The organism is Streptomyces sp. NPDC002076 (assembly GCF_053593835.1).
Map to the genome: position 1 here is coordinate 56,602 of NZ_JBSFDI010000021.1, position 17,728 is coordinate 74,329.

The 17,728-nt window shown below is 69.2% G+C and carries 16 protein-coding genes and 2 pseudogenes; 10 read left to right on the top strand and 8 right to left on the bottom strand.

Features of this window, described 5'->3' with window-relative positions:
- Nucleotides 1–52: 52 nt before the first annotated feature.
- The 7 genes from ACWCQS_RS34715 (at nt 53) to ACWCQS_RS34745 (ending at nt 6,247) form a co-directional block, all read left to right on the top strand.
- Nucleotides 53–607, top strand: a complete 555-nt coding sequence (locus tag ACWCQS_RS34715) for a 2,4'-dihydroxyacetophenone dioxygenase family protein (protein ID WP_451008136.1) — start codon at nt 53–55, stop codon at nt 605–607.
- A 148-nt stretch (nt 608–755) separates the two neighbouring features.
- Nucleotides 756–1,643, top strand: coding sequence for a bile acid:sodium symporter family protein (locus ACWCQS_RS34720; protein WP_451008137.1), 888 nt, complete (start codon nt 756–758; stop codon nt 1,641–1,643).
- A 46-nt stretch (nt 1,644–1,689) separates the two neighbouring features.
- Nucleotides 1,690–2,244 (top strand): 2,4'-dihydroxyacetophenone dioxygenase family protein, encoded by a 555-nt coding sequence (locus ACWCQS_RS34725; RefSeq protein ID WP_451008138.1) that lies wholly within the window; start codon nt 1,690–1,692, stop codon nt 2,242–2,244.
- 17 nt (nt 2,245–2,261) lie between these two features.
- Complete coding sequence (locus ACWCQS_RS34730; protein WP_451008139.1) at nt 2,262–3,476, top strand: CaiB/BaiF CoA transferase family protein; 1,215 nt, start codon at nt 2,262–2,264, stop codon at nt 3,474–3,476.
- Nucleotides 3,463–4,008 carry an FAS1-like dehydratase domain-containing protein gene (locus ACWCQS_RS34735; protein ID WP_451008140.1) on the top strand — a complete coding sequence of 182 codons (546 nt, stop codon included), beginning with the start codon at nt 3,463–3,465 and terminating at the stop codon, nt 4,006–4,008. The genes ACWCQS_RS34730 and ACWCQS_RS34735 overlap by 14 nt, the downstream gene beginning before the upstream one ends.
- Nucleotides 4,008–4,454: a MaoC/PaaZ C-terminal domain-containing protein gene (locus tag ACWCQS_RS34740; protein WP_451008141.1), complete on the top strand. Its 447-nt coding sequence runs from the start codon at nt 4,008–4,010 to the stop codon at nt 4,452–4,454. The genes ACWCQS_RS34735 and ACWCQS_RS34740 overlap by 1 nt, the downstream gene beginning before the upstream one ends.
- Before the next feature lie 35 nt (nt 4,455–4,489).
- Nucleotides 4,490–6,247, top strand: a complete 1,758-nt coding sequence (locus ACWCQS_RS34745; protein WP_451008142.1) for an acyclic terpene utilization AtuA family protein — start codon at nt 4,490–4,492, stop codon at nt 6,245–6,247.
- Nucleotides 6,248–6,300: 53 nt separating this feature from the next.
- On the opposite strand, the pseudogene pgsB reads toward ACWCQS_RS34745, so the two are convergent.
- Both pgsB and ACWCQS_RS34755 read right to left on the bottom strand, forming a co-directional pair.
- Nucleotides 6,301–7,135 (bottom strand): annotated as a pseudogene (pgsB, locus tag ACWCQS_RS34750) (poly-gamma-glutamate synthase PgsB); the annotation flags it as partial.
- On the bottom strand, nt 7,056–7,709 hold the full coding sequence (locus ACWCQS_RS34755; RefSeq protein ID WP_451008143.1) for a HAMP domain-containing protein: 654 nt from the start codon (nt 7,707–7,709) through the stop codon (nt 7,056–7,058). The pseudogene pgsB and the gene ACWCQS_RS34755, both read right to left, overlap by 80 nt.
- Nucleotides 7,710–8,036: 327 nt before the next feature.
- Between ACWCQS_RS34755 and ACWCQS_RS34760 the strand changes: the two genes are divergently transcribed.
- Complete coding sequence (locus ACWCQS_RS34760) at nt 8,037–8,369, top strand: hypothetical protein (RefSeq protein ID WP_451008144.1); 333 nt, start codon at nt 8,037–8,039, stop codon at nt 8,367–8,369.
- 139 nt (nt 8,370–8,508) lie between these two features.
- Here the strand turns inward: ACWCQS_RS34760 and ACWCQS_RS34765 are convergent, their stop codons facing one another.
- Nucleotides 8,509–10,944, bottom strand: coding sequence for a non-reducing end alpha-L-arabinofuranosidase family hydrolase (locus tag ACWCQS_RS34765; protein ID WP_451008145.1), 2,436 nt, complete (start codon nt 10,942–10,944; stop codon nt 8,509–8,511).
- A gap of 21 nt (nt 10,945–10,965) precedes the next feature.
- Between ACWCQS_RS34765 and ACWCQS_RS34770 the strand changes: the two genes are divergently transcribed.
- Nucleotides 10,966–11,145 (top strand): hypothetical protein, encoded by a 180-nt coding sequence (locus ACWCQS_RS34770; protein ID WP_451008146.1) that lies wholly within the window; start codon nt 10,966–10,968, stop codon nt 11,143–11,145.
- 71 nt (nt 11,146–11,216) lie between these two features.
- Here the strand turns inward: ACWCQS_RS34770 and ACWCQS_RS34775 are convergent, their stop codons facing one another.
- From ACWCQS_RS34775 to ACWCQS_RS34795, 5 genes and pseudogenes are all read right to left on the bottom strand, one after another.
- Nucleotides 11,217–12,002 carry a hypothetical protein gene (locus tag ACWCQS_RS34775; RefSeq protein ID WP_451008147.1) on the bottom strand — a complete coding sequence of 262 codons (786 nt, stop codon included), beginning with the start codon at nt 12,000–12,002 and terminating at the stop codon, nt 11,217–11,219.
- Nucleotides 11,999–12,529: a SigE family RNA polymerase sigma factor gene (locus ACWCQS_RS34780; protein ID WP_451008148.1), complete on the bottom strand. Its 531-nt coding sequence runs from the start codon at nt 12,527–12,529 to the stop codon at nt 11,999–12,001. Before ACWCQS_RS34780 ends, ACWCQS_RS34775 begins: the two co-directional genes overlap by 4 nt.
- A gap of 368 nt (nt 12,530–12,897) precedes the next feature.
- Nucleotides 12,898–13,182: an expansin EXLX1 family cellulose-binding protein gene (locus ACWCQS_RS34785; protein WP_451008234.1), complete on the bottom strand. Its 285-nt coding sequence runs from the start codon at nt 13,180–13,182 to the stop codon at nt 12,898–12,900.
- Between the two features lie 126 nt (nt 13,183–13,308).
- A pseudogene (locus tag ACWCQS_RS34790) lies at nt 13,309–13,365 on the bottom strand (hypothetical protein); the annotation flags it as partial.
- A gap of 173 nt (nt 13,366–13,538) precedes the next feature.
- The gene (locus tag ACWCQS_RS34795) at nt 13,539–14,759 is read right to left on the bottom strand and encodes a glycosyltransferase 87 family protein (RefSeq protein ID WP_451008149.1); all 1,221 of its coding nucleotides are present in this window, start codon (nt 14,757–14,759) and stop codon (nt 13,539–13,541) included.
- Between the two features lie 1,102 nt (nt 14,760–15,861).
- Between ACWCQS_RS34795 and ACWCQS_RS34800 the strand changes: the two genes are divergently transcribed.
- Nucleotides 15,862–17,589 carry a fatty acyl-AMP ligase gene (locus tag ACWCQS_RS34800; RefSeq protein ID WP_451008150.1) on the top strand — a complete coding sequence of 576 codons (1,728 nt, stop codon included), beginning with the start codon at nt 15,862–15,864 and terminating at the stop codon, nt 17,587–17,589.
- Nucleotides 17,590–17,728 lie beyond the last annotated feature (139 nt).

Here is a 17,728-nt window from a genome sequence, read left to right on the forward strand (position 1 = left end):
CGTACGATCGCATGTCCCGGAAGATCAGCACTCGCACCGAAAGGCCCGAAACATGACCGCATCCGTCTCTCCCGGCGTGGCCGCCACCGGCAGCGGTGCCCCGCTGCCGCTGGTCGCCCTGCCGCAAGGTGAGCTCCTGACCGTCAACATCGACCAGATCCCGCTTCTCAAGGACGCCATCGCCCCTGGCGTTTCCATCCAGCCGCTGCGCCTGGACCCCGAGCGCGGTGAGTGGGTCGTCCTGGGCATCCTGTCGCCCGGGGCCAAGCTGCCCCTGCACTACCACACCGGCCCGGTTCAGGTGTGGACGATCCAGGGCCGCTGGCTGTACAGCGAGTACCCCGACCAGCCGCAGACCGCGGGCTCCTACCTGTACGAGCCCGGCGGCTCGGTGCACACCTTCTACTGCCCCGAGGACAACACCGAGGACACCATCGCCCTGGCCTGGATCGAGGGCGCGGCAGTCAACTTCAACGAGGACGGCACCTTCCACTCGATCATGGACGCCGTTTCCGCTCAGCACCGGACCGAGACCGTGTCGACGGCGCAGGGCACCGGACCGGTCCCCTATATCCGCGGCGGCGCCGTCGGCGTCAACAACTCCTGATCGCGAGGGGGATGGCCGGCATTGGACGGCGTCCGGGTCCTGGAACGGGCGAACGTCTGCCTGGAGTGACCCGACCGTCCCGCCTGGACCGCCCCCGAGTTCGCCGATCCCGAGCTAGGAGTCACCCATGGCGTCACTCATGTTCACAATGCTTCTGCCGCTCATTCTCGGGTTGGTGATGTTCGGCCTGGGTCTCACATTGACGGTCGCCGACTTCGCCCGGGTACTGAAGTACCCGAAGGCTGCGGCCGTGGCGTTGACCTGCCAGATCGTCGTGCTCCCCGCGGTCTGTTCCGGTCTGGTTCTCGCGTTTCATCTGCAGGGCGCGCTGGCGGTGGGCGTGATGCTCCTGGTGGCCGCCCCGGGCGGCATCACGGCAAACCTGTTCAGCCATCTCGCCGGTGGTGATGTCGCGCTGAACGTCACGCTGACCGCGATCAACTCCCTGCTGGCCGCGTTCACGCTGCCGATCGTCGTCGCGCTGGCGACGTGGGGATTCCTGGGAGCTGAGGCCTCGATCGGTCTGCAGTTCGGGAAGTTCGTTCAGGTGCTGGCCATCGTGCTGGTCCCGGTCGCCATCGGGGTCTGGACCCGTCATCGGTTCAGCGCCTGGGCAGACGCCATGCGTCAACCCGTCAAGATCGCCTCGGCGTTGGTGCTGGCGCTGGCGACCGTTGGCGCCCTCGCGCAGTCCTTCGACGTCTTCGCAGCGAACATGGGCAGGCTCGGCGGAATCGACCTGCTGCTCTGCACGCTGAGCCTGACGATCGGCTACGCCGTGACTCGTCTCTTCCGGGTCAGCCGCCGCCAGTCGATCGCCTCGGCGATGGAGATCGGCCTCCACAACTCCACGCTGGCCATCATCGTCAGCGTCTCGGTGATCGGCGACGAGGTGATGGCCGTCCCCGCGGCTCTCTACGGAGTACTGATGTTCGTGCCGGCGGGCCTCGCCTCCTATCTGTTCTCCCGGCGCACCGAGCCGATCGTCGCGCCGGTTCCGGTACAGGGCGATGGTCCGGCTCCCGCCGAAACCTGACAGCACTGTCCATACCCCACGCCCTCACAAGGAAAGGCTCGAAAACATGACCGCACCCGTCTCTCCCGCCGTGGCCACCACCCGCGACGGCGTCCCGCTGCCGTTGGTCGCTCTGCCGCAGGGTGAGCTTCTGACCGTCAACATCGACCAGATCCCGCTGCTCAAGGATCTCGTCGGCCCCGGCATTCACATCCAGACGCTGCGCCTGGACCCCGAGCGCGGCGAGTGGGTGTTCCTTGCCACCTTGGCACCCGGTTGCAAGCTGCCGCTCCACTACCACACCGGTCCGGCTCAGGTGTGGACGGTCCAGGGCCGCTGGGTGTACCACGAGTACCCCGACCAGCCCCAGACCGCGGGCTCCTACCTGTACGAGCCCGGCGGCTCGGTGCACACCTTCTACTGCCCCGAGGACAACACCGAGGACACCGTTGCCCTGGCCTGGATCGAGGGTGCGCAGGTCAGCTTCAACGAGGACGGCACCTTCCACTCGGTCATGGACTCGGTGACCCTCCAGCACCTGACCGAGACCGGGGCGGCGACGCAGGGTATGGAACCAGTCGGCTACCTTCACGGCGGCGCCGCCGGTCCGAACAAGTCCTGATCGGCGAGGGAGCAGCCATGCGACCGGCGTTCGACGGCATCCGGGTCCTGGAACTGGGCCAGATATACAACGGCCCCTACTGCGGGCTCCTGCTCGCACAACTGGGCGCCGACGTCATCAAGGTCGAGCCACCCGGCGGTGAGCCACTGCGCTTCCGCTCGCACGAGCCCATCGAGTCCCACGAGTTCGTGATGCTCAACTCCAACAAGCGCAGTGTGGTGCTCGACCTGAAGACCGACGCCGGTCGCCAGGCGCTCCTCGACCTGGTCGGGACCGCCGACGTGCTCATCGAGAACTACGCGCCGGGCACGATGGAGCGCCTCCGGCTCAGCCCGGACCGGCTCCTGGAACACAACCCGCGTCTGGTCGTGGCCTCCGGCAAGGGCTACGGGTCCACGGGCCCGTACGCCCATATGTCGGCCATGGACATCACCGTGCAGGCGATGTCCGGAAGCGCCTCGGCCACCGGAGTGCCCGACGGGCCGCCGACCAAGGCCGGCGCCGCGTTCGTGGACTTCTCCGGCGGCATCCACCTGTTCGGGGCGATCAGTGCGGCCCTGTTCCAGCGCGAGCGCACGGGACGGGGGCAGATCGTCGAGGTCTCGATGCACGACACCATCTACCCGATGCTGGCATCCAGCCTCGGCGGCCTGCACAACCACCCCGACCGGCAGCTTCCCGAGCGCACCGGGAACCGGCATACGGGCATGGCGGTCGCGCCGTACAACATCTACCAGACCAGCGACGGATGGCTGGCGATCATCTGCATCGCCGAGCGGCACTGGCGCGGGGTGGCAACCGTGCTGGGCCGGCCCGAGCTGATCGACGACCCCAGGTTCCGCACGCAGAAGGACCGGGTCGCCAACATCGACGCGGTCGACGAGCAGATCTCTTCCCGCACCAGGACCCGGACGCGTGCTGAGCTGGTACGGGACCTTCAGGCCGCCGGTGTGCCCTGCGCGCCGGTGAAGTCGATCCGCGAGGTCGACTCCGACGAGCACCTGATCCAGCGCGGCATGATCCAGTACGTCGAGCACCCGGCCCGGGGCCGGGCACCGGTGCCAGGATGCCCCCTGAGGCTCAGCGACTCGCCGGTGGGTCCCCTGCGGACCGCCCCGCCGCTGGGCCGGTCGACACGGGAGGTTCTCGCGGAGCTTCCCGGCCACGCGGATGCCGCCGGCGAAGCCGGCACCCGGATCAACGGTGAGGAGCCCAGGCATGTTCACACCTGAACCCGGCACTCCGCTGGCGGAGTACTACGCCCAGAACCAGCCGCGGACCGGTGCCGTCCTTGCGCGCCGGAGCCTCGGCACGCTGGATGCGGTGACCATCGGCCGCTACGCACTGACCATCGGCGCCACGGACCCGATTTACTACGACCCGGCGGCTGCACGCTCGGCCGGGTACGCGGATGTCGTGGCGCCACCGAACATGCTCGCCGCGATCGTGGAGTGGGGGATCGGCACCCCCGAGGCCCAGCTCCAGCCCGACGGCACTCCCCTCGACGGTGACACGCCCCTCGGTGACGGCGGCCTCGGGCTGCGCGTGATGGGCGCCGGCGAGGAGATGGAGCTGGTCAGTCCCGTGACCGCGGGCACGGAGGTAATCCTCAAGACCACCCTCGAGGCGGTCACTCCCAAACAGACCCGCGCCGGCACCTGCGTGTTCGTCACCACCGTTCACACGTTCATGTCCGCCGAGGGTGCCGTCCTCAATCGCAACCGGCGCACCGTCGTACTGCGCAACCCCTTGCAGGAGTCGTAGTGTCCATCAGCTTCCAGGTCGGGGACATGCTCCCGCGGCTCAAGCACACGGCCACGCCCTTTCAGTTGTTCCGCTACAGCGCGGTCACCTGGAACCCGCACCGCATCCACTTCGACGACCGCTACGCGCGCGAGGAGGGCCACGGCAGTGTCGTGCTGCACTCCCATCTGCGGGCGGCGCTTGCCCTGCGCTGCGTCACCGAGGCTCTTGGCCCCAAGTGGCGCGTGGCGAAGGTCGCCTACCGCCTGCGCAAGCCCGTCTATGCGCCCGCCAACCTGACCTACACCGCCCGGGTGACGCAGATCGAGGGTGACAGCATGATCCTCGAGCTGGCCGAGGAGCACCCCTCCGGTGAGGTGGGGTTCGAAGGGACGGTACGGGTCAGCAGGACCGGGGGCGAGAACACCGGCGGTCTTGGTACCTCTACACCGGAAGAGTCGGCATGACATCAGCATCAGGGCGGGGGCAGCGTCCCCTCCGCGTGGGGAACTGCTCCGGCTTCTACGGCGACCGTGCATCGGCCATGGCCGACATGGCCCGAGCGGGCGGCATCGACGTCCTCACCGGTGACTACCTCGCCGAGGTCACGATGCTGATCCTCGGCAAGGCGCGTGCCAAGGACAGCACGAAGGGCTACGCGACCACCTTCCTGCAGCACCTCGACACGGCGCTCGAGCACCTTGTCGCGAACGGGATCAGGCTCGTGGTCAACGCCGGAGGTCTCAACCCCGCCGGGCTGGCCGCCGCGACCCGTGAACTGGTCGCACGCCACGGTCACGACCTGCGGGTCTCTCACATCGAAGGCGACGACGTCTTCGGCAGCCTCGACGGTCTGCGCCAAGCGGGCCATACCCTGCCCCACCTGGCGACCGGTCAGCCGCTGTCGGACTGGCCGCACCAGCCGCTGACGGCCAACGCCTACCTGGGCGGATTCGGCATCGCGCGCGCCCTCCACAACGGCGCCGACATCGTCGTCACCGGCCGCGTCACCGACGCCTCCCTGGTCGTCGGTCCCGCCGCCTGGTGGTGGGGATGGACTCCTGACGACCACGATGCCCTGGCCGGCGCGGTCGCCGCCGGACACGTCATCGAATGCGGGCCTCAGGCGACCGGCGGCAACTTCTCCGGGTTTCGTACCGTCCCCGACCTCGAGGAGCCGGGGTTCCCGATCGCCGAGATCGCCGCGGACGGCTCCTCGGTGATCACCAAGCACCCGGGCACCGGCGGCGTGGTCACCCACGACACGGTCACCGCCCAACTGCTCTACGAGATCGGTGAACCCGCCTATCTCAACCCGGACGTGACCGCCCACCTGGACACCGCCACGCTGACGGATATCGGCGAGGACCGCGTCGAGATCCGCGGTGTGCGAGGCTCGGCTCCATCCAGGACGACAAAGGTCGCGATCACGGGGGTGGGAGGCTGGACGAACAGCGCGATCCTCGCGCTCACCGGCACGGACCTCGACGCGAAGGCCGCCCTGGTCGAGCGATTCGTCCAGCGCTACACCCAGGCCGCCCGTGGGCTCGACGCGGTCGCCGTCGAGCGCATCGGGCAGGCTCAGCCCGATTCCGACACCCAGAACGCGGGAACCGAGCTGCTCAGGATCACCGTGCAGGGGACGCAGCAGGCCGCCGGGCGTGCCTTCTCGTCGCGCGTGGTCGAGCTGGCCCTGTCCAGCTACCCCGGGCTGTACGCCCTCGGCCCTCCGCAACCGGGGTCCGCGTTCGGTGTCTACTGGCCTGCACTGCTCGACCAGCGGATGGTCCATCACACGGTCCATCACCACGACGGCACGACGGAGACCATCGCCCCTGGCACCCTGGACGACGCCGGTGGCGAGGTGACGCCGCGGGCCGAGTCGGCGCTCGCGCAACCGGTGCCTGCACCGCGGGCAGACGAACTCATCGTCGCCCCTCTCGGTGAGATCGTGCACGCCCGCTCCGGCGACAAGGGCGGCGATGCGAACCTCGGCGTCTGGGTACGCGACCGTGAGGCATGGGACTGGCTCAAGTCCACCCTCACCATCGACGAGCTGCGACGCCTTCTTCCCGAAACACGCGAACTGAAGATCTCACGCTACGAACTCCCGCACCTGGGCGCGGTCAACTTCCTCGTTCGAGGACTGCTCGGGACCGGCGCGACCTCGACACTGCGGCTGGATTCGCAGGCCAAAGCACTCGGCGAATGGCTGCGCTCACGGAGCATCAAGGTACCGAGATCCCTGGTGCGATCCTGAGGAGACGGGGTCGCGGTTGCCCGGGGCCGGCACCAGGACGTCGGCCGTGCCTTCACCGGCATGAAGTCCTGGATCTCCCCCAGTCCGTCCTCGGTGAAGAATCGGGTGATCAGCACATTGGTCAGGGAAGGAGAACTGTTTGGTATCGGCCGGAACGGCGGGGGACAGCCCGAAGGACCCCTTCAGCGCGGTCGCGCGGTCGACGCCGAGCAGTTCAGCGACTGCGAGTGCGATGACGACGTTCTCCTTGAAGGTGAACCAGCTGAAGCCGCGCAGCTCCTCGTCGGTGACGGTCTCCGGGTCGACGTAGATCAGCTGGCAGTTCCGGGCGTCTGCCTCCTCCTTGAGGATGGGGAAGCGCTCTTCCTCCGCGGTGACACAGACGCCGCCCTCCGGCATGGACCGGCACAGGGACCGGGCCACATCGTCCAACGTCGGGCCCATCTCGGCGAGATGGTCCTCGCGGACGTTGCAGAGCACGCCGATGGTGGAGCGGATCAGCTTGGACTGGTTGATCTCCTGGAGTGCGGGCATGACGGCCATGCACTCCATGACCAGCACATCGGGTCGGTAGCCGGCGGCCCGCCGGACGATGCCGATCTGCTCCACGACGTTGGCGATGCCGAACTTGCGGTAGACCGGCTCTTCGGTGGCATCGGGGTGGATGAACCGTGCCGCGGTGCCCGTGGTCTTGGCGACGGTCACCAGGCCGCTGCCGCGCAGCGCGCCCGCGCACAGCCGGGTGATCGAGGACTTGCCGCGAATGCCGTTGACCAGCACTCGAGTGGGTATGACGGCGAGATTCGCGTCATGGCGGCGCTGTTCGACGATGCCTGCGACGAGCAGGCCGGCGCAGTACGTCGCGAGGACGCAGTACAGGAAGAGCACGGCGGGTCAGCTCCTGGGACCGGGGCCGGACGGGGAAGTGGAGGGGGTGGGCGCGCCGTCCGGGAAACCGGGCGCGGGCGGTGCGTCGGTGCGGGGGAGTCGCTGTCTGAATCAATTCGAGGCTGCGGGCGACGGATCCCACCTCGTCGCGATAGCGCGGGTAGAGCACCGTTCTGCGGTCCCGGGCTGCCAACGCCTCGGCTCGCTGCGCGATTTCACGCAGCGGACGGACGACGACGAGGTACAGCCAGCCGAGGCAGAGGGCGCCCGTGGTCACCCCCAGCAGACCGACGAGCATGATCCGCCGCTGTGCCTCGTACTCGGGCAGGCCGATCCAGAACGCCGGCCTGATCGAGGCGACCTTCCAGCCGAGTGCGCTCGCGACGCCCAGCTTGTCGTTGAACGGCGCCACTGCGGCGACCGCCGGATTCCTCCAGCCGAGCAGCAGCTCAGCGGAGCCCTTGGTTGTGCGGACGGCCCCCAGTTGGGCCCGCAGCCGGCCGTCGGAGACACACCCGAAGGCCGCGAACCCTTGTTGGACGCGATGACCCGATGCGCGGAGTCCACCAACCACACCGAGCCGAGACCGGGTCGGCTGAGGATGCCGACCAGGTACTGGACCTTGAACTCGCCCACGACATAGCGGCGTCCGGACCTCGCCGACTGCACCCTCGACCGGCTGAGCGGCCACGGCGGCGAGCACCGGTTCCTTGCCGGGGGTGTTCGTCTGCATGACCCCGGGCGGAAAAACTCTGTGGATCGTCGCGGCAACCCTTTCGGCCTCTCGGGCCACTCAGTGTTGTCCGGCCAGGTGGTCCGGTCAGATGCACGGCTGAAAGAGAGCACAGACATGCCCCTTGAATGAGAGCACAGACATGTCCCCAGCCCGCCCACGTCAGGGGTGGCGTCTCGCGTCGGCGGCCGCCGTGCCGACGGCGGCGCCCGCGGTGGTCGCTACAAGACGATGGCCGAGTCCGTGGGCAAGCCGGTGGTCCTGTGGCAGATCCCCGTGGGCAACATGGCGCAGAACAACACTCTCAACCATTACAAGGACGACAAGGTGGACTGGTTCTTCGCGCACATGGACCAGGTGGCGAACGCGCATGTCGCCGGGCTGCTGTTCGGTCCAAGGCAGCAGGAACAGACCACGGCCGAGAGCGACGGCGGAAACCTGATCCGCAAGACGATCCCTATCACAACTCGGGCGGTACAGCGCTCAAGTAAGCGAAGATGACGAATGCGCCCCCATCGGAGAGATGGGGGCGCATTCGTCATCTTCGTCGGGCTCAGCGGGTGGAGGTACTCACGCCGTAGACCGCTCGTCTACGCGCCGGCGCACCGCACCCGATCGCGATCACCGTGGATCAGGCAGGTCAGCGCTGGAGGGTGAGGACGCCCGGCCGCCAGGGCAGTTGGTCGTAGGGGCCGCTCGCGGTGGGGGACTTGCCCTGGTAGAGGAACTGCAGGTTGCAGGGGTCGATGGTCATGGTCTGGTCGGGGTTGTTGCGGACCAGGTCACCGTGGCTGATGTCGTTGGTCCAGGTGGCACCGCTGTTGGCCTTGCCCGCGAAGGGGTTGCTCTCGCCGGCGGCCTGCGGGGTCCACGAACCGTTCAGGCTGGAGGCCGTGAACGAGCGGAAGTAGCGCTGCTCATTCGCACCCCGCGCTTCGACGATCATGAGGTACTGGTTCTGGCCCTGGACCTTGTAGACCTGCGGCGCCTCGAACAGGTTCTTCACCGTGTCGCTCATGACCGTCGTGTACGACGAGCCGAAGCTGCCCGGGAAGTTCCCGATCGGCATGCTCGCCCGGTAGATCTTGCCGTTGTCACCGGCGAAGAACAGGTACATGTTCTGGTCGTCGGCGATCAGGGTCTGGTCGATCGGGCCGGTGGGGGATTCAGTCTTGGGGATGCTGCCGGTGAACAGCGGCTGCGGCGCGGACCAGCCGTCGGGGTTGGTGGGGTCGCTCGACGTACGGTAGACGAAGGGCGACGCGCCCCACTGGGATGCCAGCACCCAGATCTTCTTGGGTGCGAAGTAGAACAGCGTGGGAGCCACCGCGGACTGGCGCATCCCGGTCTGGCCGGCCGACGCCATGTCCGACCAGTTCGTGAAGGGCTTGAACATCATCGAGCCGTACGACGATCCCGACACGCTCGACGCGTAGACCAAGTGCTGGCCGTTGTACACCACGTCGGTGAAGTCCTTCACCGCGTCCCACCCGTTCGCAGGCTGCGCCAACGCACCCGTCGACGTCCACCGGTACGTCGACGGAAGGGCACACGCGCCGCCCGTCGGCGCGGGCGTCGAAGTCCTGAGGTTCCAGTGCTGGTGGGCGCCGCCGCCCGAGTCCCAGATCTGGACGGGAGTGCCGTTGGCGATCCGACCGCCGGGGATCTCCAGTGCCCGGCCGCTGGCGACGTTGGTCAGTGTGTAGGAGCCGTCGCTGTTGCGGTCGGCCCGCCAGTGCTGGTGGGCGCCGCCGCCCGAGTCCCAGACCTGCATCCTCGTCCCGTTGCCCGTCTGGTTGCCCGGCTCCTCCAGTACCCGGCCGCTGGCGACGTTGGTCAGCGTGTAGGAGCCGTCGCTGTTCCGGCCGGCCCGCCACTGCTGATTGGAGGCACCACTGGCGTCCCACACCTGGAGCGGGGTGCCATTGCCGTTGTATCCCGCGGGCTCGTCGAGAACGCGTCCGGCGGCCACGTCGGAGAGCGTGTAGACGGTGCCGGAGGTGATGCCCCCGCCCGGCGTGCCGTCACTGTTGCCGCCCAGGGCGGTGAGCACCGCGTTGTAGGCGGGTTTCTTGTTGCCGGCCGCGTCGAACAGCAGCGGGTTCTCACCGGTGCGCCAGGAGTCGCTGTCGCGGAGGCCCCACACCGTGATGCCCGTGCAGCGGGCGACGTTCATGCACGCCTGGACGGCGCCTGCGTACGCCTTCGGCGACGCCTGGGCGATGTCGAGCTCGGTGATCTGGACGTCCACGCCGAGCGCGGCGAACTTGGACAGAGTGGTCTGGTAGCTGGCCGGCGGGCCGCCTGCGCCGAAGTGGCTCTGGAAGCCGACGCAGTCGATCGGTACACCGCGCGACTTGAAATCCTTGACCATCGCGTAGACGCCCTGCGTCTTGGCGTCGGCCCAGTTCTCGATGTTGTAGTCGTTGTAGCAGAGCTTGGCCGAGGGGTCGGCGGCCCGGGCCGTGCGGAACGCCTCCTCTATGAAGCCGTTGCCCAGCACGTCCTGGAAGACCGAGCTGCGGTGCTGACCGCTGCCGCCGTCGGCGAACGCCTCGTTGACCACGTCCCAGGCGTAGATCTTGCCCTTGTAGTGGGTCATCTCGGTGGTGATGTGGTTGTCCATCACGCTGCGCAGAGTGTTGGCGTCGGTGATGGACTTGACCCAGCCGGGCAGTTGGGAGTGCCAGACCAGGGTGTGGCCGCGCATGCGCTGGCCGTGCGCGGAGGCGTGGCCGACGATCGAGTCGGCCGGGCCGAAGTTGAAGGTGCCGCGGGAGGGTTCGGTGGTGTCCCACTTCATCTCGTTCTCCGGGGTGATCATGTTGAATTCCCGGTCGAGAATCGTGGAGTACGTCGAGTCGCCGAGCCTGCCCGAGGACACCGCCGTACCGAAGTAGCGGCCACTGCCGGCCGCTGCACCGGCCAGGGTCGGCGTGCGGGCCTTCGGCGTGTGGGCGGCCTGGGCGACCAGGGGTACGGCAGCACCAGCGGCTGCGAGGACCACGGCGGCGGCGAGCACGCGGCCGGTAGCCGGACGGCGGCGATGAGAGCGGTTCTGATCTGACAACGGCATGTCCTTCTGGCACAGCGGGCCTTGATCCGGCCTCGTTACCCGCCAGTTGCCGCCACGCACACAAAGGTTGCCGCGATCGAGGGAAGAATTTTCACGGCCGCCGTCACCGTCCCCACCCAGTTCCACGGCGACCTGCTGGCCACCATGGAGGCCACCTACGCCGACGGGACCAACGCCGGCCCGGCCGACTGGACCCCGTAATAGCAGTTCGGGTACTTGTTCTCCCATCGAGCTGTGCGGCAAGGGGACTCGTCCTTGCCGCACAGCGGCGTTCACCGGGTCGGGACGAACCCTCCCCGGACCGACGCGGAGCCGCCCGAACCCTGCGCGTCGACGCGGTAGCCGTCGCCCGCGGCACTGCGCACGCCGGTGCCGTTGTTGAACTGGGCGGCGAACTCATAGCTCCCGGCCGGCACGGTCAGGCCCGGCTTGAGGACCCAGCGGTAGACCAGCGTGCCGCCGGCCTCCTGGGTGGTGACGGTGAAGTCAGCACTCGGCAGGGTCTGCCAGGTGCCGGTGATCTTCGCCCCGCCGGTCCGCACGATCCGCATCTCGACCGTGAGCGAGGTGAGCGGCTGGGTCGTCTTGAGGGCGAGGTTGCTCTGCGTCCAGTAGACGGTGCTGTGCGGGTCCACCGAGCCGGCCGACCACAGCGGTCCGTTCTGGCTCTCGCCGGCGGACGGTGATGGACTGGCGGTCGGTGGAGTCGGGCGTGAGCTGCCCGGGGTGGTGGCCGGGGCCGGCGCGACAGGGGTGGGGCGGCCCAATGTCGGGTGCGGGGAGCTGACGGTCGGGGACGGGGTGGCAGGCGTGGTCACGGTGGCCGACGGCGACGAGTGCGCGACGATGGCGGCGACGGCGAGGCCGCCGGTCGCCAGGATGCCGGTGGCGGCGAGCCCGGCGAGCGCGACCCTGGTACCGGACCTCGCGAACGGCCTGGCGCGGTGACGGACGCCGGGGCCGGCCATGCCGCGTTGCACCCGGGCCAGCATCCTCGCACGGTCGGGCCGGTGGGCCTCGGCGGCCTCGCGCAGCCGACGGGCGATCTCCTCGTTCACCGGTTCCTCCTCCCTGCCACCAGGTCCCCGACCGCTCGCGCGCCCAGTATCCTTTCCAGCTCGGCCATTCCCTTCGAGGTCTGGCTCTTCACCGTACCGACCGATATGCCCAGCGCTGCCGCCGTGTCCTTCTCCGACAGGTCGAAGGCGTGCCGCAGCACCACGCAGGCGCGCTTGCGGAACGGCAGCTGGGCGAGCGCCGCGCGGACGTCCAGCACGGCCGCCATGTCCGGCCCCTCCACCTTCTCGGGGCTGCGGGACCAGAACAGCGTGATCCGGAGTCGCTCGCGCACCGCGCTGCGGATCCGTCCCCGCGCCAGGTTGGCCACCACACCGCGGGCGTAGGCGAGCGGGTGGTCGGCCTGCTGCAACCGGTCCCAGCGCTGCCACAGGGCGACCAGGGCATCCGCCGCGAGGTCGTCCGCCGCGTCGGTCTCGCCGGTCAGGAGGTGTGCTAGACGGGCGAGTTCGGCATAGTGGCGTTCGAAGAATTCGTGGAACTCCGCGGACGCGTCATCGAGGACCATCCCCCGGTCGCCCTCTCCTGGCAATGACGTGCGCGTTGGTTGCGCGTTTAACAATGGGGGTGCAGCCTAACAGTGCCCAGCCCGGGATCCGAACGGCGGTCGTGCTCGGTTGCGGGCCGGTGATGGCTGTCCAGCGGGCTGGTCAATGCCGGGCGAACTCGATGCCGGTCGGCTGCGCGACGTCCAGCCGCACGGCGACGCCGTCGACGGCCCGTAGATGTCGGCGATCCTGAGCGCCCCGCCACAGCTGGTGCCATCGGCGGCCAGAAAGTAGTTGTAGTCGGTGCGGGGCAACTGCCGCAGCCGCCGGCGGTCCGCACCTCCAGCGCGGCCACCGGGTTCCGGTGGCCGATCACCTGGATCCCGCATCACCACTTGGTGGACCCGGTCTTGTACCGGATGGTGATCGTGCCCGGCAGGTCCGGGCTCAGCAGCGACCAGGTGATCGGGAGCCGGCCCACCGACGGGTCGGCGAGCTTGGCGAACGCCTGTCGGCTGAGGTCGAGTTGTCCCGGCGCGCAGGGCGACGGGCATTCGTTGACGATCCGTACCGTGATGGTGGCTCCGCCGGCCGCGCGGACCAGCACGTAGGCCCCGCACGCCTTGGCCGACTCGTAGTCGCCGGTGTCGGCGGCGCCGGGTACACGGCTCACGGGTGCCGACACCGGAGGGTCCAGGCGGCTGGTGAGGCGGAGATGCAGGGCCGGCAGGTGTGGCAGTACCTGGTCTTCGCGCAGGTGGGCGTTTGGAGCGCGACCGGGGTCGGACCGGGTAGCGCTGGTGTGGCCGTGGCGGCATCGGTAGCCGGGGCGGTGGTGAGTCCAGTGGGACTCCATGCGTCGGCCGCAGACACTGCAGCACAGCAGCCCTGCCAGGAGAACTCCTGCGCTCGCTCGCCGGGAACGTCATGGAGTGGGAGCTGTCCATGGCCATGGACAGCCAGGTGCGTCCCGGACTCGACGCCTGGATTCATCGGGGCGGGGGGTGACGCCCATGGCCCTGGTGCGGCTCAACTCATGTGTGCCACCGCGTAGTCCGCGTCCGAGGACGCCGCGTCGTCAGGCGTCGCTTCCGGCCGCGAGGTCGTACTGCGCCAGAGCCGGCGGCAGGACGAGACCGTTGCCACCAGAAGCAGCCCGTCGCGGATCAGCAGTACGACTATGCCCGGCAGATTGCTCCGCACGACCGGGCCGAAGCCGATGGGGAATTCGAGCACCGTGAAGAAGCACGCGACCAGGATGAGCAGCACGGGCCTGCGCTGGACCGTGGATCGGCTGGTCAGGCAGAGCGCGCCGAGGCCGAGCAGCCAGATCAGGTACTGCGGACTGATCACCCGGCTGGTGGTGACGAAGACCAGCACCGCGGCGAACGCAGCGTCGTAGAGCACGGCGTCGCTGAAAGTGCGGACGCGTACCCGCCACCAGACCAACCAGCAGAAGGCCAGGACCGCGCCGGCCAGCGCGATCCGGGCCGCGGTGGGTACATACGGCCCCAGGAACTCGAACGACCCGTAGTGCAGCCGGCAGGTGCCGTGCCACAGACCGAGCCAGCGCAGGACATGAAACGGCAGCGCTCCCAGCGACTCGATCTCGACGCCGCGCTGACGCTGCTCGGTGAGGAACGCGAACGGTCCCCGGGTGAAAGCCAGGAACGCGGCGCTGACGCCGACGGTGGTGACCAACGCCGCCACCCAGGAGCGGCGGGTCGTGAGACCCCGTCGCGCACCGGCGAGCACGAGTATGGGCCAGACCTTGACCAGCGCGCCGATCCCGGCCAGCGCCCCCGCCACCCGGGGATGCCGTGCGGCGGCCAGCAGGGCGGCGACCGCGAGGGCGGTGACCATCACGTCATATCGGGCCAGGGCCAGCGGGCCGAGCACGGCGACCCCGGCGACCCACAGCCAGGCGCCGGCCAGGTCCCGGCCGTGGGCCCGCCCGGCTCGCAGCAGCATCGCCAGGACTGTCGCGTCTGCCGCGCAGGCGAGCAGGTAGAAGGCGTGGGAGTACGTCAGGAACGGCAGCAGTGCCGGAGCGAGGAAGACCGCCGCTGCGGCGGGCGGGTACTGCCAGGTGACGTCGCCGACCGGAAAGCTGCCGGTCAGCAGCCGTTCGTACCAGCCGTGGTAGATGACGACCACGTCGGGGCGGACGTCGTCACCGGGGAAGCGCAGGGCGCCGAAGAGCGTCAGCAGCAGTGCGGTTCGCGTCACCGCCCAGGCCAGCACCGGCATCCATGTCCTTGAGCGACCCGCGGTCACCGTTCCACGCCAGCACACCGTCACGTTTCAGGGCCTCTCCGTCAACCGCCTTACACGGGTCACACTTCCGGTGTCGGTTCGCATGAAGGTGACAACACGATGAACATAGTGCGTCACCTTGTTGCACCACCCCGTGAACGGCTGCAAGCGACTGACCATGCTGCCACCCGTCACAGCGCGGCCCGGTTGCCGGTGTCGACTGGAACCGTGGCGAATGCGGCCCATACAGTGTCCGGCGCGACCTGCCGTGCGGTGAGCGCGTATCCGGTGAAGACATCGGATCCTGACCGGGCGCAGGCGACCCCGTGGCCCCGGCCGTCGTTGGCGAGCAGCGGACCGCGGAGACCGGGTCACCGCCCAGCTCGTGCCGTTCCCTTAGCTGCTTCACGACCGACCCCGGATGAGCGGCGGCGCGTCCACTTGCGGGTGATCAGACGGCGATGCCGGCGCAGCAACGTCGCCGGCGTCACGAAGTAGCTCTTCCACGATGACCGAGGCAGTAACCGGGACAACGCGGCCAACAGGACCCGGTCTCCGTCTCTCAGGTCAGGCCGATCGACCTGACGGCGCAGAACCGCGACCTGGTGCCGAAGCACGACAATCTCGATCTCCTTCTCACGGTCACCGCGTCCGGACAACAGCACGGTGTGAGGCCGGACGCACCGGCATTGAGTGTTTCGAGCCGAAGTCGAAAATCGGCCCGGCGTCGGCGGGCAGGTGCAGTCGTGGCACTGGAAAGGCAGAATGCTCGGGCGGCTCCGGCTGCCGGGCGGGCGCCGGGTGCGTGGATGGGCGAGCCGGCCCAGCGGAGCCGGCGGACAGCCAACTCCTTTTGGACACACAGGGTTTACACGCGTTCGACCCGTCGACCGGCGGGACTTGTTATGGTGTTACTCATTGGTAGCAAGCTGAGTGGGGGGACGCGGGGAGACCTGCGGCCATCTCGCCGCCGGGCGAGTGGCGAGACGGATGACCTGGCAAGGGGGCCCGGTCAACGGCTTCTGCGCGTGCGCATCACGCGGCCGTCGAACTCCAGTTCCCTCACCCGCTGACCCGGACAGGTGGGACTCGTCACATGGCTCGTTCCCTGGTCGAATTACTGACCGCACACGCCCAGCAACAGCCCGACCGTACCGCCTACCGGTACCTCCTCACCGGCGACTGCGACGGGGACATCCAGGACATCTCCTACGGACAACTGGCCCACCGCTCCCGGGCCGTGGCCGGCTGGCTTCAGGACCGCGGCCTGGCCGGCTCGCGCGCCCTGCTGCTCCATCCACCCGGCCTGGAGTTCGTCTCCGCCTTTCTCGGCTGCCTCGCCGCCGGCGTGGTCGCCGTGCCGGGCGTGCCCCCGCAGGGACGGTCGCAGAACCACCGCGCTCTCGTCCGGATGAAGCGTCTGATGGCCGACTCCGACGCCAAGGTGATCCTCGGCGGCCGCGAAGTCATCCGCGACTTGCGCACATGGACCGAGCAGCTGCCCGAACCGGACACGGTCCCCCGCGTCGCCACCGAGGACATTCCCGACGACGCGGCCGGCTCCTGGCACGCTCCCGACCTCACCGCCGACTCGGTGGCCTTCCTCCAGTACACCTCCGGCTCCACCTCCGCCCCGCGCGGTGTGGCGGTCACCCACGGCAACCTGCTGGACAACGAGCGGATCATCACCGAGCGGATGGGGCACACCCCTGAGGCCCTCGCGGAGCATGACCGGGAACTGATCCTCAGCTGGCTCCCCGTCTACCACGACATGGGTCTCATGGGCCCGGTGCTGAACACGCTGTACCTGGGCGCCACGGCCACGCTCTTCTCGCCGCTGCACTTCCTGCAGCGCCCCGATCGCTGGCTGACCGCGATCAGCCGTTACCGCCCGCACACCAGCGGCGGCCCCAACTTCGCCTACGAGCTGTGTCTGAAGCACACCACCGCCGACCTGGTCGACAGCCTCGACCTGAGCGCGTGGAAGGTCGCCTTCAACGGCGCCGAACCGGTGCGCGCGGCCACGCTGCGACGGTTCACCGAGACCTTCCGCGCGGCAGGCTTCCGCCATGAGGCGTTCTACCCCTGCTACGGCCTGGCCGAAGCCACCTTGATGGTCACCGGCGGTGCGGTGGGCGCCCCGCCCACCCTGCTGGAGGCCGCCGAGACCGGCCCGCACGCCGGCGAGGCGGACGCGGCCGCCGTGGGCTGCGGCCGGCCCGGGACCGGGATCACCGTGGTGATCGCCGACCCTGACCGGCAGGAGGAACTGGCCGAGGGCGAGGTCGGCGAGATATGGGTCGCCGGCGCGAGCGTGGCCAAGGGCTACTGGCGCAACACCCTGGCCACCCGCGAGACCTTCCGCGCCACCCTGACCGGCCGCGAGGGCCGCTTCCTGCGCACGGGCGACCTCGGCTTCGTGCGGGACGGCGAACTGTTCGTCACCGGCCGCCTGAAGGACCTCGTCGTCATCGACGGGCGCAACCACTACCCGCAGGACCTGGAGCTGTCCGCGGAGTTGTCCCACCCGGCACTGCGGCCCGGCTGCACCGCGGCGTTCTCCGTGGACGCCGGCGGTGCGGAGGGCGAACAGGTCGTCGTGGTGGCCGAGGTGGCGCCCGAGGCGGCCGGCGAGGCCGAGAAGATCACCGACCTGGTGCGCAGCGCGATCGGCGAGGCCCATGGCCTGTCGGTGCGGGACGTGGTGCTGGTCCGCCCCGGCACCATCCCGAAGACGTCGAGCGGGAAGATCCAGCGGCGCGCCTCCCGGGCGGCCTACCTCGACGGCACCCTCGCCTTGGTGGACGTGTCCGTCACGGGATGACCCCGCCGCCGCCGTCGGCGCGCCCGCCCGCGCCGGCCGCACGTCCGCCCTCCGCGGCCGCAGGTCCGTCGACTTCGGCCGTACATCACCCGATGTCAGCCGTACGCCGCTGCCGCATGCGGTCGTGCGGAATCCGCCC